Source organism: Microbacterium barkeri (assembly GCF_027921765.1).
Lineage (GTDB): Bacteria > Actinomycetota > Actinomycetes > Actinomycetales > Microbacteriaceae > Microbacterium > Microbacterium barkeri.
In genome coordinates this window covers 22,631-46,898 of sequence record NZ_BSEJ01000016.1, presented here as the reverse complement: position 1 = coordinate 46,898, position 24,268 = coordinate 22,631, and the positions used below count along the sequence as shown (strand labels likewise).

The window sequence follows — 24,268 nt, the reverse complement described above, 5'->3', positions numbered from 1 at the left end:
GTGACAGACTGGACGACGTGAGCGACTTCGACTTCGGCAGCGCATACGGCCACGGCTTCGCCCGCATCGCGGCGGCGACCATCCCGCTCGCGGTCGCGGACCCGGCGACGAACGCCCAGGCGGTCATCGAGACCGCCCGCGAGCTGAGCGACGACGCCGTCGCGGTCGCGGTGTACCCCGAGCTGTGCCTCTCGGGCTACGCGATCGACGACCTCGTGCTGCAGGACCCGCTCCTCGACGCGGTCGACGACGCGATCGCGACGATCGTCGCGGCCTCGGCCGATCTCTTCCCCGTGCTCGTCGTGGGCGCGCCCCTCCAGCGCGGCAGCCGCGTCTTCAACACGGCCGTCGTCATCCACCGCGGCGAGATCCTCGGCGTCGCGCCGAAGTCGTATCTGCCGACCTACCGCGAGTTCTACGAGCGCCGCTGGTACGCCCCGGGCGACGACCAGCGCGGCACGATCGCGGTCGCGGGTCGCGAGGTGCCGTTCGGCCCCGACCTCCTCTTCGAGGCGGCGGACGTGCCCGGCCTCGTCGTGCACGTCGAGGTGTGCGAGGACATGTGGGTGCCCGTTCCGCCCTCGTCGCTCGCGGCGCTCGCGGGCGCCACCGTGCTCCTCAATCTCTCCGGCAGCCCGATCACGATCGCACGCGCCGACGATCGCCACCTGCTCTGCAAGTCGGCCTCTGCCCGATGCATCGCGGCCTACGCGTACGCCGCGGCCGGGCAGGGCGAGTCGACGAACGACGTCTCGTGGGACGGCCAGACGATGGTCTACGAGGTCGGCACCCTCCTCGCCGAGACCGAGCGCTTCCCGGATGGCGCGCGCCACTCCGTCGCGGACGTCGACCTCGACCGCATCCGGCAGGACCGCCTGCGCCAGGGGACGTTCGACGACAACCGGCGCACCTTCGCCGAGCAGACGCGCTTCCGGACCGTCCGCTTCGAGGTGGATCCGCCGCGCGGCGACGTCGGCCTGCGGCGAGCGCTCGACCGGTTCCCCTTCGTGCCCGACGACCCCGCTCGTCTCGCGCAGGACTGCTACGAGGCGTTCAACATCCAGGTGTCGGGGCTCGTGCAGCGCCTGTCGGCGATCGGCAGCCCGAAGCCCGTCATCGGCGTGAGCGGCGGTCTCGACTCGACGCACGCGCTGCTCGTCATCGCCCGCGCGATGGACCGGATGGGCCGCCCGCGCAGCGACATCCTCGCCTACACGATGCCGGGATTCGCGACGAGCGAGCACACGAAGTCGAACGCGATCGCCCTCGCGGAGTCGGTCGGCGCGACCATCGAGACCATCGACATCCGCCCGGCCGCGACCGAGATGCTCTCGCGCATGGGCCATCCGTTCGGCCAGGGCGAGCCGGTCTACGACGTGACGTTCGAGAACGTGCAGGCGGGCCTGCGGACCGACTACCTCTTCCGGCTCGCGAACCACCACGGCGGCATCGTCGTCGGCACGGGCGACCTGTCCGAGATCGCCCTCGGCTGGGCGACCTACGGCGTGGGCGACCAGATGAGCCACTACTCGGTCAACCCCGGCGTCCCGAAGACCCTCATGCAGCACCTCATCCGCTGGGTCATCGCACACGGCGAGGGCGTGTCGGAGGCGGAGCGGAAGGTGCTGCAGTCGGTGCTCGACACCGAGATCAGCCCCGAGCTCGTGCCGGCCGGCCAGGACGGCAAGGTGCAGTCGACCGAGAGCACGATCGGTCCGTACGCCCTCCACGACTTCACGCTGTTCCACATCCTGCGCTACGGCATGCGGCCGTCGAAGATCGCCTTCCTCGCCGAGCGGGCGTGGGGCGACGCCGAGGCGGGCGCGTGGCCCCCCGGGTTCCCCGCGGAGGACCACTACGCCTACGACCTCGCGACCATCGTGAAGTGGGAGCAGGTCTTCCTCAAGCGCTTCTTCGGGTTCTCGCAGTTCAAGCGGTCGGCCATCCCGAACGGGCCGAAGGTGTCGCCCGCCGGCTCGCTCTCGCCACGCGGAGACTGGCGTGCGCCGTCCGACGGGAACGCGAGGGCCTGGCTCGCCGAGCTCAAGGCCGCGCTGCCCGACCTCGTCGAGTAGTCACTCGGGGTCGCGGTCGCGCAGGCCGACGCGATCCGGGATCTGCATCGCGAGGCCCGGGAGCCACGTCGCGGGATCCGGCCACGGGCGCGACGTCGGCAGGCTGCGGAGCATCCGCGCCGCCTGCTCGCGGCGCTCGGCCTCGGGCGCGTGCACGGGCACGATGCGCCGCGGCGCCCGGTGGCCGAGCGCGCCGCACCACCAGTGCCGCCAGATCTCGGGGGCCTCGTCGGGTTCGAGCACGAGGTAGTAGTCGGGCATGAGCGCGTCGCCGCGCTCGAACTGGCGGAGCGTGTCGCCGATCTCCGCCTCGAGCACGCCGAGGGTCGCGCGCTCCTCGAAGAGCTCGATCCACGCGGAGGCCACGTGCTCGAGCGGGTCGGCGTCGTGCACCACCCAGGGGGTGCCGGACGCCGAGATGCGGTGCGCCGCGAGAGACGGCTCGGAACCGCGCAGCGAGAGCGCGGAGACGCCGTCGAGCGCATCGACGGAGGCGAGCACGTCGTCGGCACCGGGGCCGACGACGGCGACGATGGTTCCGGTCGTACCTTCCATGCCTCAATATATGCCGGGATCCGGATGCGAGGCCAGACCCCTCCGTCAACCCCGTGAGAGCCGGGCGCGACGGTCGTATCGTGGCGGCATGGACGGCTTCGCGGCGGTCGACTTCGCGTTCGCGCGCGAGGTGCTCCAGCGCGGCATCGCGGCGCTGTACCTCGTCGCGTTCCTCTCGACGCTCAACCAGTTCCGCGCGCTCCTCGGCGAGCACGGCCTGCTCCGGGCGCCCGAGCTGCTCGCGTGGGCGCGCTCCTCCGACCGTGCCGCCCGGGCGCTGCGGCCCACTCTGTTCCGATGGATCCGGTACACGGATCGTCGTCTCGTCGCGCTCTGCATCGGCGGGATGGCCGTCAGCGCGCTGATCGCGGCGGGCCTCCCCCAGCTCGGTCCGCCCTGGCTGCCGATGCTGTGCTTCCTCGCGATCTGGTTCGGCTACATGTCGATCGTCTCGATCGGGCAGACCTTCTACGGCTTCGGATGGGAGATGCTGCTCCTCGAGTCGGGCTTCCTCGCCGCGTTCCTCGGCTCGCACGATCAGCCGCCCGCGACGGCGATCATCGTCCTGTTCTGGTGGCTGCTGTTCCGCCTCGAGTTCGGCGCCGGCATGATCAAGATCCGCGGCGGACGCGAGTGGCGAGACCTCACGGCCCTGACCTACCACCACGAGACGCAGCCGATGCCGGGGCCCCTGAGCCGCCTGGCGCATCTGCTGCCGCGCTGGTTCCACAGGCTCGAGGTCGTGGGCAATCACATCGCGCAGCTCGCCGTGCCCTGGCTCGTGTTCGCGCCGCTCCTCGGGCTGTGGCTGCCCGACGCGATCCCGCTCCTCATCGGCGCGTGCGCGGCGGCCGTGATCATCGCGACGCAGCTCTGGCTCGTCCTCACGGGCAACTTCGCATGGCTGAACGCGGCGACGATCATCCTCGCGTTCTCGGTCGTGGGCATCCCCGCGGGCGACGACCGCGGCGAGCTCCCCCTGCCCTGGCTCGTGGTCACCTCCGCCGTCGCGGTGCTCTACGTCGTGCTGAGCGGGCAGCCGCTGCGCAACCTCTTCGCGCATCGGCAGCTCATGAACGCGAGCTTCAACCGCTGGAACCTCGCCAACGCGTACGGCGCCTTCGGCACGGTCACGAAGGAGCGCATCGAGTTCGTCGTCGAGGGCACGCTCGACGCGAATCCCGAGCACGCGCAGTGGCACGAGTACGGCTTCCGCGGGAAGCCCGGCGACGTGCGTCGCAGGCCCCCTCAGGTCGCTCCGTACCATCTGCGGCTCGACTGGCTGATGTGGTTCCTCCCGCTCGGCCACCGCATCGACGACTGGTTCCTCGTGTTCCTCGTGCGGATGCTCGAAGCCGACCGTCCGACGCTCCGGCTCCTCGCGCGCGACCCGTTCCACGGCCAGCCTCCCCGCTTCGTCCGCGTCGTGACCTACCGCTACCGCTTCGCCTCGCGCGCCGAGAAGCGCGAGAGCGGAGACGTGTGGGTGCGCGACCGGCGCAGGACGCTCGTGCAGCCCGTGTCGCTGCACGACGTCGCGTGACGCCTGATCAGCCCTCCGCCCAGATCCGCCGCTCGTGCGCGACGCGGACGACCGCGTCGCGCACGAGCAGCACCGCAGGGCGCGACTCCCCCGCGGCCGTCACCGCGCACATCCGCCGCGACGCGAGGCGGCTGCGGATCGGCACGGACACGCAGCCCGCGGGCACGACCGGCTGCTCGGGAACGACCGCGAGACCGAGCCCGGCCGTCACGAGACCGCGCACCGTGATGAGGTCCTCGCCCTCGAAGGCGATGCGGGGCGTCCGCTCGCTGCGCGCGAAGAGGGCGTCGAGCGAGTCCCGCAGCCCGAAGCCGCGCGCGAGCGTGACGATGGGCCACTCCGCGATCTCGGGCACCGAGACCGACGCGCGCCGCGCGAGCGGATGGTCGTCGGGCAGGAGCGCGACGAGCGGCTGCTCGAACAGGGGCACGACCTCGATGTCGCCGCCGATCGCCGGGGTGTCGACGACGAGGGCCATGGCGACGCGACCCGCGTGCAGTTGCTCGATGAGGAGCGAGCGGGCGCCCTGGTGCAGCTCGAAGCGCAGATCGGGGCGGTCGCGGCGCACGGTGCTCACGACCTCGGGGATGAAGCGCTCCCCGAGCGAGGTCTGGAAGGCGAGCGACACCGTCGACGAGGCCGCGCCCGTGACGGCGCCGACGCCGTCCTCGATGAGCTCGATCGCACGTCGGAACGCGGGCAGGAGCGTGCGCGCGGCGGCGGTCAGGCGGATGCCGCGGCCCTCCCTCTCGACGAGCGCGACGCCGAGGCGCTGCTCGAGGGTGCGGATGGCGCGGCTCACGTTGGGCTGCGGCATGCCGAGGCGCTCGGCGGCCGCCGTGACGTGCTCGGTGTCGCCGAGCGCGACGAGCACCGGCACGAGCGGGAGGACGCCGCGGATCCGATCCGGTTCCATGCTCTCATGGTATGCATCAAGCCGATCCGGTATTGGATCCGCATGCATCGGGCGAGCTAGCGTCGAGGGCATGACGGCGACCGCCTCCCTCCCGACCGCGAGGGAGTCCGCCGTGCCGACGTCGCGCCGCCTCTCGATCGCGATGTGGTGCGCGGGCATCGCGAGCTTCGCGCTCCTCCACGCCCCGCAGGGGCTGCTCACGTTCGTCGCCGCCGACCTCGGCCGCTCCGCCGCCGCCGTGGCGTGGATCATCTCCGGCGCGACGCTCGGCCTCGCCCTCTCGCTTCCGCTGTGGGCGGTGCTCGCGGCACGGCGCGGGGTGGCGTGGTCGATGCGCGTCTCGGCGACGACGTCGGCGCTCATCGCGCTGCTCCTCCCGCTCGCGCCCACCCTCGAGCTCCTCGTGGCGGGGCGGTTCCTGCAGGGCGCGGCGCTGGGCGGGATCCCGGCGCTGGCCGTCGCCCTCGTGCACGAGGTGATCTCGGGGCGCCGCGCCGCGGTCGTGGCGGGCGGCTACATCGCGGCGGCCTCGATCGGCGGGCTGTCCGGGCGGCTCGTCGCGCCGCTCCTCGCCGAGATCGGCGGATGGCGCCTCGGCCTGCTCCTCCTCGATCTCGTCGGCGCCGCGATCACGATCACGATGGCCGTCCTGCTGCCGCGCACGGCGCCATGCGGAGCCCCCGCCGGGCGCACGCTCCGGGTGTTCCTGCGGCAGCTGCGCGATGCGCGCCTGCGCGCGCTGTTCCTCATGGGCGGCATGCTGCTCGGGGCGATGATCGGCATGTACAACGCGATCACGTTCCGCCTCGAGGCCCCGCCCTACGCCCTGCCGGCTGCGGTCGTCTCCTTCGTGTTCCTCGCCTATCTCGGCGGGACGGCCGCCGCGCAGCTCTCCGGGCGCCTCTCGCTCCGCTTCGGCCTGCGCACGCCCCTGCTCGCGGGATGCGCGCTCATGCTTGCGGGCGCCCTGCTCACGGGCACGACCCCGCTGCCGCTCGTGATCACGGGCGTCGTGCTGCTCACGACCGGGATGTTCCTCGCGCACTCCGTCGCGAGCTCGGCCGTGGCGGGCTTCGCGGGCACCGACCGCGCGAGCGCGGGGTCGATGTACAACGTCTTCTACTACGGCGGATCGAGCCTGTTCGGATGGCTCTGCAGCGCCGCGTGGACGGCGTCCGGATGGCCCGCGGTCGTCACCGTCCTGGGCGCGCTCGCGATCGCGGCGGGCGGATGCGCGCTCGCGGCCACGCGGCGCTGACCCTCAGCCGCGCGCGTTGTAGACCGTGATCGCGCCGGCGTCGACCGCTGCACGGTACGCGCGGAAGACCGCGACCGCGTCGTCCTTCGCGACGCCGTCGATCACGGCGATGCCGCGGGCCTCGAAGGCCTCCGCCCAGTCGGCGACCATCGGGCCCTCGTCGAACGTCGTGATCTCCTCGCACTCGGGCCCCGACCCGGCGATCGCGAGGGTCGTGATGCCCGACCACATCGCTGCGCCGTAGCACTGCACGCACGGGCGCCAGTTCACGACGAGCTCGTGCCGAGGCTGGTCCGATGCGCCGAGGTCCCACGAGCCGACCCGCGCCTGAGCCATCCCGAGCGCCGTCACCTCGGCGTGCCCCGACGTGATGCCCGTGGACAGCACGACGTTCACGCCGACCGACACGATCCGGCCCGTGTCGGCCTCGGCGACGAGGGCCGCGAACGGGCCGCCGTTGCCCTCGCGCCAGTTGCGGTCGGCGAGCCGGTTGACGAGGGCCATGCGCTCCTCGAGGGTCGGGATGACATCGGGAACGTCGGCGAGCTCCTCCGCGATCCAGGCGGGAAGGGAGATCGTGTACGAGGTGGCGAGGGGTGGGAACTCCATGACGCCAGCATGCTCCACGCTTGTGTCGGCCGTGTGACGGACCGCGGGCGACCGACAGTTCATCCGCCGGAAACGACAGATTGTGCGGCAGCGCCCATGCAGGTGCATGAACATCGGTGGAATGGGTGGCGGCGTCTGCGCACCGAGGCGGGACGCCGGCCTCCGCCGAGGGAGGCCCGCATCAAGAGGAGAGAACACGTGGGTTCAACGAAGGCCAAGGCGCCGATGTCGAACAGGAGGTTCCTCGCGATCTGGATCCCGATCGTCGCGTTCGTGGCCGTCCTGGCCGTCGGCGCGAACATCGCGATCGGGATGTTCCGCGGGGCGATCGAATCGTTCATGGGCACCGGCACGTACGTCGTCAGCAACACCGCCGAGGGCGCTGAGCTCGACACGACCTACTACGAGAGCGATCACGCGACGCAGGACGACGCCAAGGCGGCGTCGGCCGAGCTCGTCGAGGACATCGCCGACGAGGGCATGACGCTCCTCAAGAACAACGGCGCGCTGCCGCTCGAGACGAGCGCCGTGACGCTCCTCGGTCGTGGCGCCGCCGACCCCGTGTACGGCGGCTCCGGATCGGGAACCGCCGACACGCGCACGGCCGTGAACATCCGCCAGGGCATCGAGAACGCCGGCTTCACGGTCAACGACACGGTCTTCGACGAGCTCGCGGCCTTCGCCGAGGCGAACCCCGCAGCGGAGGGCGGCCGGACGAACATCGTCATGGACAAGCCCGAGGAGTCGAACTACAACATCGGCGAGATGCCGATCGAGGAGTACTCGCAGGACGCGCTCGACAGCTTCGCGGAGTACGGCGACGCGGCCATCGTCGTCATCGGACGCGCCGGCGGCGAGGGCGGAGACCTCGCCACCGACATGACCCCCTGGGACGAGACCGCCGAGCCGGGGCAGCACCAGCTCGAGCTCAACCAGGACGAGAAGGACCTCGTCGCCCTCGCCGAGGAGAACTTCGAGACCGTCGTGGTCGTCGTCAACGCGTCGACGTCGATGGAGCTCGGCATCCTCGAGGACGACCCCGCAGTCGACGGCATCGTGTTCGCCGGCTCGCCGGGTGTCTCGGGCTTCAACGCCCTCGGCAGCATCCTGAGCGGCGCCGTCAACCCGTCGGGTCACACCGTCGACGTCTTCTCGGCCGACTTCACGGCCGACCCGACGTTCGTCAACTTCGGCGACTTCGCCTACTCGAACCTCGAGGACGCGTACTTCGTGGACTACGAGGAGGGCATCTACAGCGGGTACCGCTACTACGAGACCGCCGCGGTCGAGGGCTTCATCGACTACGACGAGGCCGTCGTCTACCCGTTCGGCTACGGGCTGAGCTACACGACCTTCGGCTGGAGCGTCGCGGACGCGCGCCTGGGCGAGGTCGACGGCGAGATCTCGATCGACGTCGACGTGACGAACACGGGCGACGTCGCCGGCAAGGACGTCGTCCAGCTCTACTACACCGCTCCGTACACCCCGGGCGGCATCGAGAAGGCACACGTGGTGCTCGGCGACTTCGCGAAGACGGAGCTCCTCGAGCCCGGCGCGACGGAGACCGTCACGCTGACGCTCGCCGTCGAGGACATGGCCTCGTACGACGCGGCCGATGCCGCGGCCTACGTGCTCGAGCAGGGCGACTACGAGCTGAAGCTGCAGACAGACTCGCACAGCCTCAAGGACGGCATCGAGCCGCTCGTCTACACGGTCGACGAGACCGTCGTCTACACGGACGGACGCGCGAGCGACGAGGTCCCCGCGACCAACCGCTTCGACGACGTGACGGCCGCGTTCGAGGACGGCACCCGCACGGCGTTCTCGCGCGCGGACTTCGCCGGCACGTTCCCGACCGCTCCCGAGGGCGCCGACCTCGAGGCGAGCGAGGCGACGATCGCCGCGTACGAGCCGTTCGACGCCGCAGCCGCCGCGTCCGACGCCGAGGGCGCCGAGGCTCCGACGTGGAACGCCGACAACGACCTGTCCCTCGTCGATCTGCGCGGCCTGCCGTACGACGACCCCGCGTGGGAGGAGCTCCTCGACCAGCTCGACCCCGACGAGGTGCTCACGCTCCTCACGTCGGGCGCGTACAACACGGCAGGGCTGCCGGAGATCGGCAAGATCCGCACGAACGACCTCGACGGCCCCGCGGGCTTCTCGTCGTTCATCAACCCCGACCTCTGGACCGGGACCGCGTTCCCCTCGGAGTACCTCATCGGCCAGACGTGGAGCCGCGACCTCGCGAACGCCATGGGCGTGGCCGTGGGCAACGAGGCGCTGCACATGGGTGCGAACGGCTGGTACGCCCCCGCGGTGAACCTGCACCGCTCGCCGTTCGCGGGCCGCAACTTCGAGTACTACTCGGAGGACCCGGTGCTCTCGGGCGCCCTCGCGACCCAGGTCGTCGACGGCGCGCTCACGAAGGGCGTGTACTCGTTCACGAAGCACTTCGCCATGAACGACCAGGAGACCAACCGCGTGAACGGCGGCGGGCTCTCGACCTGGGCGACCGAGCAGACCATCCGCGAGCTGTACCTCAAGCCGTTCGAGATGGTCGTGAAGGACGCGCGCGGCGAGGTCGAGTACTACGACGCGGATGGCGAGCTGCAGACGAGCGAGATCGGCTCGACCGCGATCATGAGCTCCTTCAACCGCATCGGCGCGACGTGGGCCGGCGGCTCGTCCGCGCTCATGCACGACGTCCTGCGCGAGGAGTGGGGCTTCCGCGGCTTCGCGATCACCGACTTCAACCTGTACGACTTCATGTACCCCGACCAGGCGTGGAACGCCAGGGGAACGGATCACATGCTGACGTTCGAGGGCTCGAAGACGATCGCGGACTCGACGAGCGCGGCCGCGCAGGACAACCTGCGGTACGCCATCCACAACGTGCTCTACACCGTGGCGAACTCCAACGCGGTGAACGGCATGGCCTCGGGTGCGACGCTCACGTACCAGCTGGCGGGCTGGGAGATCGGCGTCATCGTCGGGACGATCCTGCTCGCGCTGCTCGTCGTGGCCGGCGTGGTCTGGATGGTCATGCGCGTGCGCCGTCACCGCGCTCGCCCGACCGTCGCCCCGGCCGACGCGGCGACGTACTGACCCAGCCATGAACCGGGGCCGGGAGGGCGACCTCCCGGCCCCGCACAGGAAGACCTCATCGTGAACGACACACCGGCGCTCCTCGCCCAGCTCACCCTCCTCGAGAAGGCCGCCCTGCTGAGCGGTCAGAACACCTGGCAGACGCGCGCGATCGCGCGTCTCGGCATCCCCGCGATCTGGATGTCGGATGGCCCGCACGGTGTGCGCAAGCAGGTCGGCTCCGCGGACCACCTCGGTCTCAACGCCTCCGAGCCGGCGACCTGCTTCCCGACCGCGGCCACGATCGCCAACAGCTGGGACGAGGAGCTCGCCGCCGAGATCGGCCGAGCGCTCGGTGCGGAGGCGTCCGCCCAGGGCGTGCACGTGCTGCTCGGGCCGGGTCTCAACATCAAGCGCAGCCCGCTCGGCGGGCGCAGCTTCGAGTACTTCTCCGAGGACCCCGAGCTCGCGGGGCGCCTCGCCGCCGCGTACGTGCGCGGCATCCAGGAGCAGGGCGTCGCCGCGACGCCCAAGCACTTCGCCGTCAACAGCCAGGAGCTGCGCCGGATGGTGAGCGACTCGGTCGTCGACGAGCGGACCCTGCGCGAGATCTACCTGACCGCGTTCGAGATCGTCGTCGAGGACGCGGCGCCGTGGGCGATCATGTCGTCGTACAACCTCGTGAACGGCGCCTACGCGCACGAGAACGCGCATCTTCTCGCCGAGATCCTCCGCGAGGAGTGGGGCTTCGACGGCGCGGTCGTCTCCGACTGGGGTGGCGGCAACGACGCCGTCGCCGCCGTGCGCGCGGGCGGCTCGATCGAGATGCCCTCGCCCGGGTTCGACTCGACCCGTCAGATCGTCGCCGCCGTCGAGCGCGGCGAGCTCGCCGAGGCGGACCTCGATGCGCGGGTCGCCGAGATCCTCGACCTCGTGCGGCGCGTCACGACGCGGACGACGCGCGCCCGATCGCGCTTCGACGCCGACGCGCACCACGCCCTCGCCCGACGCGCGGCGGCCGAGTCGGCCGTCCTCCTGCGCAACGAGGGCGGGCTCCTCCCCCTCTCGTCCGGCACGCGCGTCGCCCTCATCGGCGACTTCGCCGAGACCCCGCGCTACCAGGGCGCGGGATCGTCGGCGGTCAACGCCACCCGGGTGACGAACCTGCGGGATGCGCTCGCCGACACCGACCTCGAGGTGCTCTCGTTCTCGCCGGGGTTCCACCGGGACGGCCGCCCTGACTCCGCTCTCCTCGCAGGTGCCGTCGCCGCGGCGCGCGAGGCCGAGGTCGCGGTCCTCGCGCTCGGCCTCCCCGAGATCTCCGAGTCGGAGGGGCTCGACCGCGGCTCCCTCGCGCTGCCCGCCGCGCAGGTCGACGTGCTGCGCGCTGTCGCGGCCGCGAATCCGCGCACGGTCGTCGTGCTGAGCGCGGGCGGCGTCGTCGAGACACCGTGGGCCGATGACGCGGCGGCCCTCGTGCACGCATACCTCGGCGGACAGGCCGGTGCGGAGGGGCTCGCCGACGTGCTGACCGGAGCCGTCAACCCCGGCGGTCGCCTCGCCGAGACCGTGCCGCACCGCCTCGCCGACACGCCGACCGCCGAACGCTTCCCGAGCGTCGACCGCACCGCCGAGTACCGCGAGGGCCCCTTCGTCGGCTACCGCTACTACGAGACCGCGGGCGTCGATGTCGCATTCCCCTTCGGATTCGGGTTGAGCTACACGACGTTCGCGTACTCCGACCTGCAGGTGGGCGACGACGCGGTCTCGTTCACCGTGACGAACACGGGCGGCGTCGCAGGCGCCGACGTGGCGCAGGTCTACGTCGGCCGCCGCGGCACGGGCGGCGTTCCGCGCGCGGTGCGCGAGCTCAAGGGCTTCCGCAAGGTGCGGCTCGCGGCCGGCGAGTCCGCGCGGATCACCGTGCCGCTCGGCGCGCGCGCCTTCCGGTTCTTCGACGTCCGCACGGGCGCCTGGCAGATCGAGGAGGGCGACTACCTCGTGCAGGTGGGCCCGAATGTGCGCGATCTGCCGCTCGAGGCCGTCGTGCCCATCGGGGGCACCGTGCCGCAGCGGGCGCCGGAGGCAGCACTCGCCGTCTATGCCACGGGACGCGTGCACGACGTCTCCGACGCGGACTTCACCGCGCTGCTCGGCCGCCCGCGCCCGGACTCGGAATGGGGCGACGGCCCGCTCGGGGTGAACGATCCGATCGATCGGCTCCGCGTCGCCCGCAGCCCCCTCGCGCGTCTTGTGTTCCGGATCGTCGACGGTCGTCGGCGCAAGGCCGAGGCGTCCGGGGAGCCCGACCTCAACATCCTCTTCCTCTTCAACGGGCCGTTCCGCGTCATCTCGAAGATGAGCGGCGGCCTTGCGACGAGCCGGCTCACCGACGCGCTGCTCACCCTCGTCAACGGGCAGACGATCCGCGGTCTGGGCCGCGTCGTCGCCGCCTTCTTCCGCGGACGCCGGGAGGAGAGGCGCACCCGCGACGCCTTCCTCTCCGCCGCCGACGCACCCACCTCGAACAGGAGCGCATGATGTTCACCGCGATCAAGGACTGGTGGCGAGGCTTCCAGGACCGGCACCCCGAGCTGTCGAAGTTCCTCATGTTCTTCGTGCTCTCGAACGGCGTGACCGTGCTGCAGCTCGCGCTCATGCCGATCTTCCGCTGGGCGTTCGACAGCTTCACGGGTCTCGTCGGGGTCGACTTCCAGGTGCTCCCGGTCGGCTCGAACGTCGACGGCTCGACGTACTTCATGTTCGACTACGCGGCCGGCGCCCTCCCCGAAGGGGGCGGCGGTCTCGCCTACTTCCTAGCCGTCCAGATCACGCTGCTCATCGCGCAGGTCATCAACTTCTTCCTCCAGCGCAACATCACGTTCAAGTCGAACACCTCGCCGTGGGTCGCGGCTGGATGGTACGCGCTCGCCTACGTCGTCATCACGTTCGTCGCGGCTGCCGCGCAGGGGTTCTACAAGGCCCCGATCTACGACCTCCTCATCGGGATGTGGGGCGGCACGGGCGAGGTCGTGGCCGACGTCGCGACGATGATCATCAACTCGGCGATCTCGTTCTGGGTCTTCTACCCGATCTTCAAGCTGATCTTCCGCCAGACGCCCGACGCCGCCGCCGTGGCCGCGCCCACCGCACAGGCAGACTAGAGCCATGCCCCTCCTCTCGATCGTGGTCCCCGCCTACAACGCGGCCGACCACCTTCACCGTGCCCTCGTCCCCCTTCTGCGGATGCGGCACGACATCGAGGTGATCGTCGTCGACGACGGATCGACCGACGCCACCGCCGAGATCGCCGACGACTACGCGCGTCGGCGCCCCGACGTGTTCCGGGCCATCCATCAGCCGAACCGGGGGCACGGCGGGGCGATCAACACCGGTCTCGCCGAGGCCCGCGGCACGTACCTCAAGGTGCTCGACGCCGACGACTGGCTCAGCATCCCCGCTCTCGAGCAGGTGCTGCAGATCCTGCGGACCCTCGAGGAGTGCGGCGGCGTCGACGCCGTGTTCACCGACTACGTGCACGACCGCGTCGGCAAGTCGAACCGCGTCTCCCGGTTCGACAGCGTCTTCCCCGCGGGACGGGTCTTCGAATGGGGCGACACCGAGCGATTCAGCCGTCGCCAGTACCTCATGATGCACGCGATCATCTACCGCACCGAGATGGTGCGGGCATCCGGCCTCCGGCTGCCCGAGAACACCTTCTACGTCGACAACCTCTACGTCGTCGTGCCCCTCGCGCGCGTGCGGAGCATGTACTACCTGCCGGTGAAGCTCTACCACTACGTCATCGGCCGCGAAGGGCAGTCGGTCGAGGCCGACACGATGCTGCGCCGCGTCGACCAGCAGCTGCGGGTGAACCGCCTCGCCCTGCGCGCGCTCCCCTCTCCCGCCGAGGTCGCGACCGGAGAGGTGCCAGCGCCCCTGTACGCCGCGCTGCTGCACTACATCGAGGCGATCTGCGCGGTCACCTCCGCCACTCTCGCGCGAGGAGGAACGCGTGCGCACCTCGCTCAGCGCGACGCCTTCTGGCGCGAGGTCAAGGCGGAGAGCCCGTGGGTCTACACGAGGCTCCGACGGAGCTTCATGGGCGCGAGCAGCAACCTGCCCGGTCATGCCGGGCGCCGTGTGACCTCGCTCGCGTACAGCGTCGCGCGCCGGGTCGTCGGTTTCAGCTGATCCGAGGAGGGAGAGAGGATGATCCGCATCGCCGTCGTCGAGGACGACCCGGGGAGCATCGACCGTCTCCTCTCGCACCTCGACCGGTTCCAGCGCGAGCACGACGAGCGGTTCCACATCGGCGCGTTCCATGACGGCGCGGACATCCTCGACGACTACCGGCCCGACTGGGATGTCCTCCTCCTCGACATCCAGATGGAGCGCGTGGACGGCATGACCGCGGCCCGCCGCATCCGCGAGGTGGACGGCGAGGTCATCATCGTGTTCGTGACGAGCTCGCCTCAGTACGCGATCAGCGGATACGAGGTCGACGCGCTCAGCTACCTCCTCAAGCCGGTGTCCTACGCGGCCTTCGAGCAGGAGATGGAGCGGTGCCTCGTCCGCCTGCGGCGGCGCGAGCGCCGTCACCTCCTCTTCTCGACCACCGACGGGGCGCGCCACCGCGTCGACGTCGCCGACATCGTCTACCTCGAGAGCGCGAAGCACAACGTGCTGATCCACACGCTCGAGACCGACCACACGGTGGTCGCGACGCTCAAGGCCATGGAGGCCGAGCTCACGGACGAGGGCTTCCACCGGTGCAACAGCGGATACCTCGTCAATCTGCGCCACGTCACGGGCGTCGAGGGCAGCGACTGCCGGATGCGCGGCGGCGCGCGGCTGCAGATCAGCCGTCCGCGCAAGAAGGACTTCCTCGCGGCACTCGCGAGCTACATCGGCTCGCGCGGGATCACGGCATGAGCGACGTCGTCACGAGCGAGCTCGCCGAGATCCCCCGCCTGTTCACCGCTCTCGCCGAGTGGGGCGCCTGCGTGGTGTTCATCGCGATCGTCCGCCGGCGCATGCGGTGGCTCCCGACCGTCGGCGTCGCCCTGGCCGGGCTCGCGGCTCTCGTCGGCCTGCAGCTGTGGGCAGACACCCTCCCTCTCGCGCTGTGGATCCCCGGCATGCTCGGCGCCGCGCTCACGATGTTCGCGCTCCTCTTCGCGTCGCTGCGGATCACCGCGGTGACGGCGGGGTACCTGACAGCGCGGGCGTTCGTGCTCGCCGAGTTCGTCGCGTCGCTGCACTGGCAGCTCGAGCGCTTCTACCTGCCCGACGCCGAGGGCGTCGCGCGGGCGGCGTTCCTCGCCCTCGTCTACGGCGGCGTGCTCGTGCTCGCCTGGCTCGCCGAGCGCCGGCATCTCACGCGCGGCGCGGAGATCGAGGTCGGATGGCGCGAGCTCGTGAGCGCGCTCGCGATCGCCGCAGCGACCTTCGGGATCTCGAACCTCAGCTTCGCCAACGCCAACACCCCGTTCAGCAGCCGGCTCGGCCCCGAGATCTTCTACATCCGCACACTGGTGGACCTCTGCGGCTACATCGCGCTCTACGTGCAGCACGAGGTGCGCCGCGAGATGCAGACCCGGCGCGACGCGGAGGCGATGTCGCAGCTGCTCCGGAGCCAGCACGACCAGTACGAGCTCTCGCGACGCGCGATCGACGAGGTGAGCCGCAAGTACCACGACATGAAGCATCACCTCGATGCGCTGCGCGCCGAGACCGATCCGGGGCTGCGCGAGCGGATGCTCGACGACCTCGAGGAGTCCATCCGCGACTACGGGGCGCAGGTGCGCACGGGCAACCGCGTGGTCGACGTGGTCCTCACCGGCAAGCGCCTGCGCGCCAACGAGGACGGAGTCGACGTCTCGTACGTGGCGGATGGACGGCTGCTCGACTTCATGAGCCCGCTCGACGTGACGGCGGTGCTGGGGAACGCCCTCGACAACGCCATCGAAGCGACGAAGCGCATTGCGGACGCCGACGAGCGCCTCGTGCGGGTCGCCCTTTTCGCGCAGGACGACTTCGTGATGCTCCGTGTCGAGAACACCTTCGACGGCATCGTGAAGCGCTCGGATGGCCGGATCGTCTCACGCAAGCGCGAGGCCGGCCACGGCTACGGTCTGCGCAACATCGAGGCGGCTGTCGAGCGGTACGGCGGCTCGCTCTCGATCAGCGCGGACGAGCGCTGGTTCTCGCTGCGCGCGCTCTTCCCGCGCTGAGCGTTCCGGGCTCGGCGGTACTCAGTCGCGCCGCGAGCTCACGAGCGACCGCAGCACGAAGAAGACGACCACGGCCACGACGGCGACGACCGCGAGCTTGAAGATCCAGAACATCACCGAGAACAGGATGTTCACGAGCCACCACGCGATGACGACCGCGGCGATGACGCCCAGGCCTGTCCAGATGGTGCTCTTGTTCATGACTCCAGCCTAGGGCCCGCCGATCAGCAGGCCACCCGGTACCGGGTCGGCCCGCCACGACGCGGCGTGCGCGTGTGGTCGAGCCAGGGCGGCGGGATGAACCACGGCACCGCGTCGACCCCGGCGCCCTCGATGCGGATATCCCATCCGTCGTCGTGGATCCGATGATGACAGGCCACGCACAGGAGGATCCCGTTATCGAGATCGGTCCTTCCTCCCCGCGACCACCACTCGATGTGGTGCACCACAGCGTGCCCGGGCGGGGCGCCGCAGAATGCGCACCCCTCGTCGCGGATGGAGATCGCGAGCTTCTGTTTCGGAGTGAAGAGGCGCTCTCTGCGTCCGAGGTCGAGGATCTCGCTCTTGCCGCCGAGCACGCACGGGATGATCTGCGCATCGACCGCCATGCGCCGCACCGCCTTGGCGGTCACGGGCTGCTCGATTCCGTCGATGGTCGCCATGCCGCCGCCCGACGCATCGCCGTTCTGCTCATCGAGTGCCGCGCGGAAGGTGTCGTAGTCCATCCGCACGACCATCGTGGCGATGGGGCGGGTCGGAATGGCGGTGCAGCCGAGCGCATGCCGCGCGACGTCGGCGAGGATGTCGATCTGCATCTGCAGCCGCGTGCGACGATCGCGGCGCGCCTCGTCGGGCTCGTGTTCGTTCGCGCGCATCCGCTGCGTCACCATGCCGTCGAGCAGCGCGACGATCGGCGCCGCCGTCTCGGGGTCGGCGCGTCCCGTGAAGGACACCGAGCCGTCGCGCTCGGTGCGCCACGCGAGCATGCGCCGATCGCGGCGATCCTGCTCTCGGTCTTCTGCGCCATCCGGATCGAGCCGCATCTCGGCATCGAGCAGCAGGCGCCGCAGCTCGTCACTCGTGAGCCCGGGGGCCTGCGCGACGAGGATCGACTCCATCTCGTCGCAGGCCGCCGTGCCGGCGCGCACGGCCACCCGGTCGAGCATGCCGACGATGGCCTCCGCTGCGGCGAGGCCGAGGGCGCCGGACCGAAGCGCCTCGGCGACATGCGGGTGCTTCGCGGGCAGCCGCTCCCCGACGAGGCTCATCCGCGGCGCGATCGCCTCGCCGACACGCATGAGCCGAGCAGCCTCGCCCGTCGTCACACCCGTCGTGGCCGAGAGCAAGGTGCCCGGCGAGGAGTACCCCTGCCTGCGCGCGAACCCGTCCTTGCCGAGCTCGCGGCGCGACTGGCGGGCGATCTCTCCCGAGGCCGCGGCGAGCGACGCATCGACGCTCCGCCGGAGGGCGCCGAGCACATCGGTCAGCGCCCTCAGCTCGTCCGGAGCGAGACCATCCACATCGAGGTCAGCGACGTCGGCACGCAGGGCCGCCAGGCTCTCGCTGAGTGCTGATGTCATCCTCGACATGACTCCATAGTAGTTCTGTTCGATTGTCCGCGCAAGGGTTTTTAGAAGTTTTCTTCGAGTTCATTCGCACACGAGCGCACGTCCCTCCCCCGCGGACGCAGCCGCAGCATCCGCTGATCTCCCCGCGATCCGCGCCCCGACCATCCGACCGCTCATAGTCTGGAAGCCGGATCACCGAACGACTGGAGGCACCATGGCACGGATCGGCACGAGCGAGCTCGACGTCTTCCCCCTGAATCTCGGCGGAAACGTGTTCGGGTGGACGGCAGACCGCGACGAGTCGTTCCGCATCCTCGACGCCTTCGTCGAAGGAGGCGGCGACTTCATCGACACGGCCGATTCGTACAGCGCGTGGGTTCCCGGCAACAGCGGCGGCGACAGCGAGCGGATCATCGGAGCCTGGCTCGCCGATCGCAAGCCGCAGGGCGTGACCGTCGCGACGAAGGTCAGCCAGCACCCCGACTTCCGCGGCCTCTCCGCCGCCAACGTCCGCGCCGCCGCGGAGGCGTCCATCGAGCGCCTCGGCGTCGAGTCGATCGATCTCTACTACGCGCACTTCGACGACGAGTCGACGCCGCTCGAGGAGACCGTCGCGGCGTTCGGCGAGCTCGTGCAGGACGGCCTCGTTCAGTACACCGCGATCTCGAACTACACGCCCGAGCGCATCCACGAGTGGATCCGCATCGCGCGCGAGATCGGCGCCCCTGACCCGGTCGCCGTGCAGCCCCACTACAACCTCGTCGAGCGCGGCATCGAGCAGACGATCCTCCCTCTCGCCGAGGAGTTCCACCTCGGCGTCCTGCCCTACTTCTCCCTCGCGAAGGGCTTCCTCGCGGGCAAGTACCGCTCGGCGGCCGACGCCGGCTCTCCGCGTGCGGGCGCTGCGAAGGAGTACATCTCCGAGAAGAACCTCGCGCTCATCGACGGCATCGAGCGGATCGCGCAGGCCCACGGGGTGTCGATCGCGACGATCTCGCTCGCGTGGCTTCGGTCGCGCCCCACCGTCGTCGCCCCGATCGCGTCGGCGTCGCGCGTCGACCAGGTGGCGGATCTCCTCGCCGCCGGACGCCTCGAGCTCGCGCCGGAGGAGATCGCAGAACTCGACCGCCTGTCCGCCTAGCGGCCCGCAGCGCCACCCGCGCGCGATGGCAGGATGAGCGGGATGGCTCCCGCGACCGACGACGAACTGCGACTCCTTCGCGAGCAGGCCTTCGGGCGTGGGGCGGACGGCGCGACGCGCGCCGCCGCACTCGCCCGCCTCGCGGAACTCGACGGTGCGGCCCGGACCGCGAAGGTCGACACCGCGGGTGACGAGGGCGTCGCGGCTGCATCCCCTTCGCTCGCGGCGGACGGGTCGGCGCAGCCCGGTGCGGCAGCGGACACGCAGAGCGCGGCATCGGAGGGCGATCCAGTGCTGTCCGCTCCAGCGGATGGCGTGTCGGGATGGCGATGGATCGAACGGCTTGCGGCGCACATGCGCGGGCTTCCCTCGACCAGACTCCTCGCTCTCTGGGCTGCATCGCTCGTCCTCACCGTCGCGGTCACCCTCGGGGGCGGGGCCGCCGTGTCGAGCATCGACGTGCACCGCGTCGCCGTGCTGCACGTCGACCCCGACGGCGAGCTGCCGCCGGAACTCGATATGCCGGGAGATGTCACGGTCTTCGAGGAGTTCCACGACATCAGCTTTGTGACCTACCCGCTCAGCGGTTCGGGGCGTACGGCAGCCGGTACACGGTGCATGCAGGCATCAGCTCCGCTCCCCGATGACGGAGCGCGGTACTTCTTCGGGTTCGCGGCTTGTGCGTTCGGGCCATTCCCCGCGACCATCGCGACAATGATCGACGAAAGCGCGCCGGCGCCGCTTCGCGACATCTTCCCCGTCGGAACCGCTCTCCAGTTCGAGCTGTCCGGAGATCAGATCATTGTCCGAGCGGACTGACGGTCTCCTGGGTCACGGTGCTCCAGCCCTGAGGCGTGCGATCGACGCGCAGCTGCGCGGGGATCTGCTCCTTCATCGCCTCGACGTGGCTGATCACGCCCACGGTGCGGCCGCCCTCGCGGAGGCCGTCGAGCGTGCGCATCGCGACCTCGAGCGTCTCGCTGTCAAGTGATCCGAAGCCCTCGTCGATGAAGAGGGTGTCGAGCGTGATCCCCCCTGCGCGGTTCGTCACGACCTCGGCGAGGCCGAGCGCGAGAGCGAGGGAGGCGAGGAACGTCTCTCCGCCCGACAGCGATCGCGGTGACCGCGGCTGCCCCGTGAAGCGGTCGAGCACCTCGAGCCCCAGGCCGCTCGCCGCGTTGCGGTACGCGAGCGCGTCGGTGTGCTGGAGCGCGTAGCGGCCATCCGACATCTCGTCGAGGCGGCGGTTGGCGGCTTCGACGATGCCCTCGAGCTCGGCCGCGAGGACGAACGTCTCGAGGTCCATCTTCTTCATGTTCCGCCCGGCGACGGCGTCGGCCAGGTCGCGGATGATCGTCGCCGCGCGCACCGCGGCGGCGATGCTCTCATGCGCCTCCTGCGCCCGGCGGAGCGCGTCCTGCAGCGCTGCAGCGAGTTGACGCATCGACGACAGGTGCGCGACAGCCGCGTCGCGGGCGTCGTCGGCCGCGGCGAGGGCGGCGTGCGCGCCGTCGATGTCGATCGGCTCCTCGGGCAGCACGAGGAACTCGAGCTCCATGAGCGCGGCCTTCGTGCTGCGCAGATCGCCGTCGTGGGTGCTGATCCGCTGCTCGAGCTGCTCCTGCGCGGCGACGTCGCGGATGGCCGTGCGCGCACTCTCGACATCGGCGAAGCCCGCGTCGCGGACGGCCCGATCGAGCGCCTCGGCCGCCTCTGTCGCGGCTCGCTCCGCACGAAGCGCATCGTTCTGCGCTTCGGCGTAGGCCTCTGCGGCTGCCGCGCGCCGGGTCTCCGCCTCGATGCGATCGGCGACCGACTCGGCATCGCCTCTCGCTGCCGTGACCGTCGCGCGGTTCTTCTCCAGCCCGTCCTCCGCCGAGCGGATGCGCGAGGCCAGCTCGGTCTTCTCGGTCTCCACCGCGGTCCGCTCGGCCCCGAGACGCTGCTCCTCCTCGGCGAGCTCGCGCTGGGCCGACTCGATGGCCTTGAGCTCCTCTGCCGCGGCCGTCGCCGCGCGGAGCTCCTCTGCCGCTGCGTCGCGTTCGGACTCGAGCTGCTCGACGCTCCGCCCGCCCGACTTCGCCTCGGCTTCGGCGAGCGCGCGCTGCGCCTCTCGACGGGTCTCGGATGCCGCGAGCTCGGTTCGGCTCGCATGCGCCTTCCGCTCCTCCGCGGCGTCGATCTCCTCAGCGGAGACATGATCGTCGTCCCGCTCGGCTGGCGCGGGGTGCGCCGTGGACCCGCAGACCGCGCACGCGACGCCGTCGGAGAGCTCCGCCGCGAGTTCGGCGGCGTAGCCGCTGAGGCGACGCCGATGGAGCTCGGCGAGCTCGCGATCGGCGGCGTCGCGCGCACGCAGCGCCTCCTCGGCCGCCGCGGCGGCGCGCTCGTACTCGGACGCGAGTCGTGCAACCTCACGCGCAGCCTCGAGCTGCGCCGTCGCCGAGGTCAGCCGGTCCTCCGCGTGGCGGCGCTGCCCCGCGGTCTCCGTGGCAGACTTCGCCGCGGCATCGAGCTCGCCGCGTCGACGCGGGATCTCCGCGAGGCGCGCCGCGACCTCGTCGGCGCGCTCCTGCGCTCGTGCGGCTTCGTCGCGCAGGGCGGCGAGGGCCTCCTCGTCGGCGACGAGGCTCTGCTCGACGGCGAGAACCGGTCGCCATTCACCGATCCGCTGCTGCGCCCCCGTCGCGATCCGCTCGAGATCGGCGGGCTCGAGGACCTCGCCCGACGCGAACTCGGACCACCGCTCCGCCGCGCCCTCGACCGCGCTCACAGCGGTCGCTACGGCGGCGAGGGCGCGTCCGGCGCCATCGAGCGCGCCGCGCACGCTCTCCGCCCGACGCGCCGCGGTGAGCTCTGCCCGCGCGCGCTCGATGTCGTCGATGCGCGCTTCGAGCTCGTCGAGCCGGCGCCGCAGACCGTCACGCTGCTCCTGCCTCTCCCGTTCGCCGCGCAGGCGGTCGAAGGTCTCGGCGGCCGTCTCGCGGCGGCGACGCGCCTCGGCCTCCGCGGCCTCCGCGATCTCCACCTCGTGGCGCGAGCGCTGCTCGGCGCGCTCGAGCTCGGCGATCCGCATGTCCTCAGAGGCGCGCCCGGCCGCAGCCTCCGTCGCCTCTCGGCCCGGTCCATCCGCTGTCGCCGCACCCGCGCCGCCCTCGCCATCCGCCTGGGCCTCGGACGAGGACGGAAGCCGGGCCGCGATGCCATCGGCCTGGTCGAGCACGACCGAGAGGAGCTGACGCCCCTCGGCGACCGTCGCCTCAGCCGATGCCCGCCGCTGATCGAGCTCCCTCTCGTAGTCCTCGAAGCGGCGCGAGCCGAAGAGGGTGCGGAGGAGCTTCTGCCGATCGTTGTTGTCGGCGAGCAGGAAGCGGGCGAAGCGCCCCTGCGCGAGCAGGATGACCTGGAGGAACTGCTGCTGGTTGAGTCCGACGACCTCGGCGACGAGGTTCGCGACGTCGCGGTCCTTCGTGGCGCGCCAGTCGACGGAGTCGCCGACCACCTCGCCCATCTGAGCGCGTGCGGGAGCCGTGGTCATCCCGTCGCCGCGCTTCTTCGGGCGCTCGTACTCGGGCGATCGCTCGATGCGCCAGCGGGTGCCGCCGGTCGTGAACTCGACCGCGACGCTCGTCGGGTCGTCGGGCTCGCAGTGGTCGCTGCGGAGGCGCTTCTCTCCGCCCTCGTAGCGCGGAACCGAGCCGAAGATCGCGAAGGTGATCGCGTCGAGGATGCTCGACTTGCCGGCGCCCGTGCGCCCGCCGATGAGGAAGAGGCCGTCGGCGGCGTATGCGTCGAGGTCGACGACCTGGCGCGCGCGGAAGGGGCCGAAGCCCTCGATCTCGACGCGGTGGATTCTCATGCGCGCGTCTCCGCGGCCTCGCGGGTCGAGACGACCTCGCCGATGATCTCCCGCTCGACGTCGGTCGCGCCCTCGCCGTTGCGCACGTGCGTCAGGAAGTCGTCGACGAGCTCGCGGTCGGAGCGCGCGCTCTCGACTCGCTCACGGAAGGTGCGACGCTCCTCCTTGACTCCTCCGGCGGGTGCGAGCTGGATGGTGGCGCATCCGTCGAAGCGCGCGCGGAGCTTCCGCATCGGCTCGAGCGGCGGGTTCACGTCGGTCAGCACGGCGCAGACCCAGTCGCCCTCGTGCTCGCGGTAGCGCTCGTCGGCCAGCAGCTCGTCGAGGGTGCCGCGCAGAGTGACGAGCCGGCGCGGGATGGGAAGGTCGAGCCATTCGATGCGCTCGACACCGTCGGCGCCGAGATCGACGATCCAGGCTCCGCGGGGCTTGTCGCCCTCACCGAAGCTGTAGTGCAGCGGCGCGCCCGAGTAGCGGACGTTCTCGGCGAGGCGCGACCGCCCGTGGATGTGCCCGAGCGCGACGTAGTCGGGCCCGTCGAAGTCGACGAGCGGCACGACGTCGAGCGACCCCTGCCGGATCTCGCGCTCGACGCCCGCGGTCGGCTCGACGTCGCCCGCGAAGCAGTGGGACGCGACGATCGATCGCCCGCCGCGCTCGGAGCGATCGGCGTTCACGAGGCTCATCGCATGACGGATGGCCTGCTCCTGCGTGCGCAGGTCGACGTCTGGCCAGACGCTGCGCACGATCGCGGGCTCGAGGTAGGGAAGACCGTAGAAGTGCACGGGCCCGTGCTCGTCGTCGATCGTGACGGGGGTGCCGACCGAGCGCGGATCGGTGATGATGTGCACACCGGCCGCGCCGAGCAGCGGCGCCTGGAAGCCCAGGCGCGCTGCCGAGTCGTGGTTGCCGCTCGTGACGACGAGCTGAGCCCCTGCCGAGCGGATGGCCCGGAGCGTGTCGGTGAGCAGTTCGAACGCGGCCGCGGCGGGCGTACCGGAGTCGAAGACGTCGCCCGCGACGACGACCACGTCGATCTTCCGGGCGCGCACCTCCTCGACAAGGGCATCGAACACGCCCCGCAGCGCATCGAGCGTCGAGAACCCGTGGAAGGTCCGCCCGATGTGCCAGTCCGAGGTGTGCAGGATCCGCATGCTTCAACGGTAAGGAGGGTGTCGGACATTGCCGCGGCGACGCGGCGGGCAGGGGGCCTCCCGCGTCGACGCTGCGCCTCGACCTCGGTCGCCCAGACGGGCGGCGTGTTCCCGACCGGCGTACCAGTGCAGGGACATAGCGCGGGGCCGAATAGGCCGCACGACCCAAGCGCCGACTACTCAGGTGCGCGCGCCTCTCGTTAATCGACACACCCTGCGTCGGAAACGCGGATCGCTAGCGTCTGGGCGCGCGCCAATCGGCGTGCTGCG

General features: G+C 71.1%; 18 protein-coding genes. 11 read left to right on the top strand and 7 right to left on the bottom strand.

Annotated features, from left to right (window positions below):
• Nucleotides 1–17: 17 nt before the first annotated feature.
• A complete protein-coding gene (locus PKE79_RS14375; RefSeq protein ID WP_271174398.1) occupies nucleotides 18–2,075 on the top strand; it encodes an NAD(+) synthase in 2,058 nt (685 codons plus the stop codon).
• Here PKE79_RS14375 and PKE79_RS14370 read toward each other — a convergent pair whose 3' ends face one another.
• Nucleotides 2,076–2,630, bottom strand: coding sequence for a hypothetical protein (locus tag PKE79_RS14370; RefSeq protein WP_271174397.1), 555 nt, complete (start codon nucleotides 2,628–2,630; stop codon nucleotides 2,076–2,078). It lies immediately after the preceding gene.
• Nucleotides 2,631–2,718: 88 nt separating this feature from the next.
• Here PKE79_RS14370 and PKE79_RS14365 point away from each other — a divergent pair, with 88 nt between their 5' ends.
• Nucleotides 2,719–4,173, top strand: coding sequence for a lipase maturation factor family protein (locus PKE79_RS14365; RefSeq protein WP_271174396.1), 1,455 nt, complete (start codon nucleotides 2,719–2,721; stop codon nucleotides 4,171–4,173).
• Nucleotides 4,174–4,180: 7 nt separating this feature from the next.
• On the opposite strand, the gene PKE79_RS14360 is transcribed toward PKE79_RS14365, so the two are convergent.
• Nucleotides 4,181–5,089 carry a LysR family transcriptional regulator gene (locus tag PKE79_RS14360; RefSeq protein WP_271174395.1) on the bottom strand — a complete coding sequence of 303 codons (909 nt, stop codon included), beginning with the start codon at nucleotides 5,087–5,089 and terminating at the stop codon, nucleotides 4,181–4,183.
• 70 nt (nucleotides 5,090–5,159) lie between these two features.
• Between PKE79_RS14360 and PKE79_RS14355 the strand changes: the two genes are divergently transcribed.
• Nucleotides 5,160–6,347, top strand: coding sequence for an MFS transporter (locus PKE79_RS14355; RefSeq protein ID WP_271174394.1), 1,188 nt, complete (start codon nucleotides 5,160–5,162; stop codon nucleotides 6,345–6,347).
• 3 nt (nucleotides 6,348–6,350) lie between these two features.
• Here the strand turns inward: PKE79_RS14355 and PKE79_RS14350 are convergent, their stop codons facing one another.
• The gene (locus tag PKE79_RS14350) at nucleotides 6,351–6,956 is read right to left on the bottom strand and encodes a nucleoside deaminase (protein WP_271174393.1); all 606 of its coding nucleotides are present in this window, start codon (nucleotides 6,954–6,956) and stop codon (nucleotides 6,351–6,353) included.
• A gap of 198 nt (nucleotides 6,957–7,154) precedes the next feature.
• Between PKE79_RS14350 and PKE79_RS14345 the strand changes: the two genes are divergently transcribed.
• Genes PKE79_RS14345 through PKE79_RS14320 form a run of 6 tightly spaced genes read left to right on the top strand, consistent with a single transcriptional unit; the run spans nucleotide 7,155 to nucleotide 16,276 of the window.
• Nucleotides 7,155–10,061 carry a glycoside hydrolase family 3 protein gene (locus tag PKE79_RS14345; RefSeq protein ID WP_271174392.1) on the top strand — a complete coding sequence of 969 codons (2,907 nt, stop codon included), beginning with the start codon at nucleotides 7,155–7,157 and terminating at the stop codon, nucleotides 10,059–10,061.
• Nucleotides 10,062–10,121: 60 nt separating this feature from the next.
• Nucleotides 10,122–12,581 carry a glycoside hydrolase family 3 C-terminal domain-containing protein gene (locus PKE79_RS14340; RefSeq protein WP_271174391.1) on the top strand — a complete coding sequence of 820 codons (2,460 nt, stop codon included), beginning with the start codon at nucleotides 10,122–10,124 and terminating at the stop codon, nucleotides 12,579–12,581.
• Nucleotides 12,578–13,204 (top strand): hypothetical protein, encoded by a 627-nt coding sequence (locus PKE79_RS14335; protein ID WP_271174390.1) that lies wholly within the window; start codon nucleotides 12,578–12,580, stop codon nucleotides 13,202–13,204. Before PKE79_RS14340 ends, PKE79_RS14335 begins: the two co-directional genes overlap by 4 nt.
• Before the next feature lie 4 nt (nucleotides 13,205–13,208).
• Entirely contained in the window at nucleotides 13,209–14,234 is a 1,026-nt protein-coding gene (locus PKE79_RS14330; RefSeq protein ID WP_271174389.1) for a glycosyltransferase family 2 protein, read from the top strand.
• A gap of 18 nt (nucleotides 14,235–14,252) precedes the next feature.
• A complete protein-coding gene (locus PKE79_RS14325; RefSeq protein ID WP_271174388.1) occupies nucleotides 14,253–14,975 on the top strand; it encodes a LytR/AlgR family response regulator transcription factor in 723 nt (240 codons plus the stop codon).
• Nucleotides 14,972–16,276: a sensor histidine kinase gene (locus tag PKE79_RS14320; protein ID WP_271174387.1), complete on the top strand. Its 1,305-nt coding sequence runs from the start codon at nucleotides 14,972–14,974 to the stop codon at nucleotides 16,274–16,276. The genes PKE79_RS14325 and PKE79_RS14320 overlap by 4 nt, the downstream gene beginning before the upstream one ends.
• Before the next feature lie 21 nt (nucleotides 16,277–16,297).
• On the opposite strand, the gene PKE79_RS14315 is transcribed toward PKE79_RS14320, so the two are convergent.
• Both PKE79_RS14315 and PKE79_RS14310 read right to left on the bottom strand, forming a co-directional pair.
• On the bottom strand, nucleotides 16,298–16,477 hold the full coding sequence (locus tag PKE79_RS14315; protein ID WP_271174386.1) for a hypothetical protein: 180 nt from the start codon (nucleotides 16,475–16,477) through the stop codon (nucleotides 16,298–16,300).
• 23 nt (nucleotides 16,478–16,500) lie between these two features.
• Nucleotides 16,501–17,865 (bottom strand): HNH endonuclease, encoded by a 1,365-nt coding sequence (locus tag PKE79_RS14310; protein WP_271174385.1) that lies wholly within the window; start codon nucleotides 17,863–17,865, stop codon nucleotides 16,501–16,503.
• A gap of 193 nt (nucleotides 17,866–18,058) precedes the next feature.
• On the opposite strand from PKE79_RS14310, the gene PKE79_RS14305 reads away from it, so the two are divergent.
• Nucleotides 18,059–18,985 carry an aldo/keto reductase gene (locus tag PKE79_RS14305; RefSeq protein WP_271174384.1) on the top strand — a complete coding sequence of 309 codons (927 nt, stop codon included), beginning with the start codon at nucleotides 18,059–18,061 and terminating at the stop codon, nucleotides 18,983–18,985.
• A gap of 42 nt (nucleotides 18,986–19,027) precedes the next feature.
• Nucleotides 19,028–19,804, top strand: coding sequence for a hypothetical protein (locus PKE79_RS14300; protein ID WP_271174383.1), 777 nt, complete (start codon nucleotides 19,028–19,030; stop codon nucleotides 19,802–19,804).
• Here PKE79_RS14300 and PKE79_RS14295 read toward each other — a convergent pair.
• Complete coding sequence (locus tag PKE79_RS14295) at nucleotides 19,785–22,844, bottom strand: AAA family ATPase (protein ID WP_271174382.1); 3,060 nt, start codon at nucleotides 22,842–22,844, stop codon at nucleotides 19,785–19,787. The two genes, PKE79_RS14300 and PKE79_RS14295, sit on opposite strands and share 20 nt — an antisense overlap.
• Nucleotides 22,841–23,998 carry an exonuclease SbcCD subunit D gene (locus PKE79_RS14290; RefSeq protein WP_271174381.1) on the bottom strand — a complete coding sequence of 386 codons (1,158 nt, stop codon included), beginning with the start codon at nucleotides 23,996–23,998 and terminating at the stop codon, nucleotides 22,841–22,843. Before PKE79_RS14290 ends, PKE79_RS14295 begins: the two co-directional genes overlap by 4 nt.
• Nucleotides 23,999–24,268 lie beyond the last annotated feature (270 nt).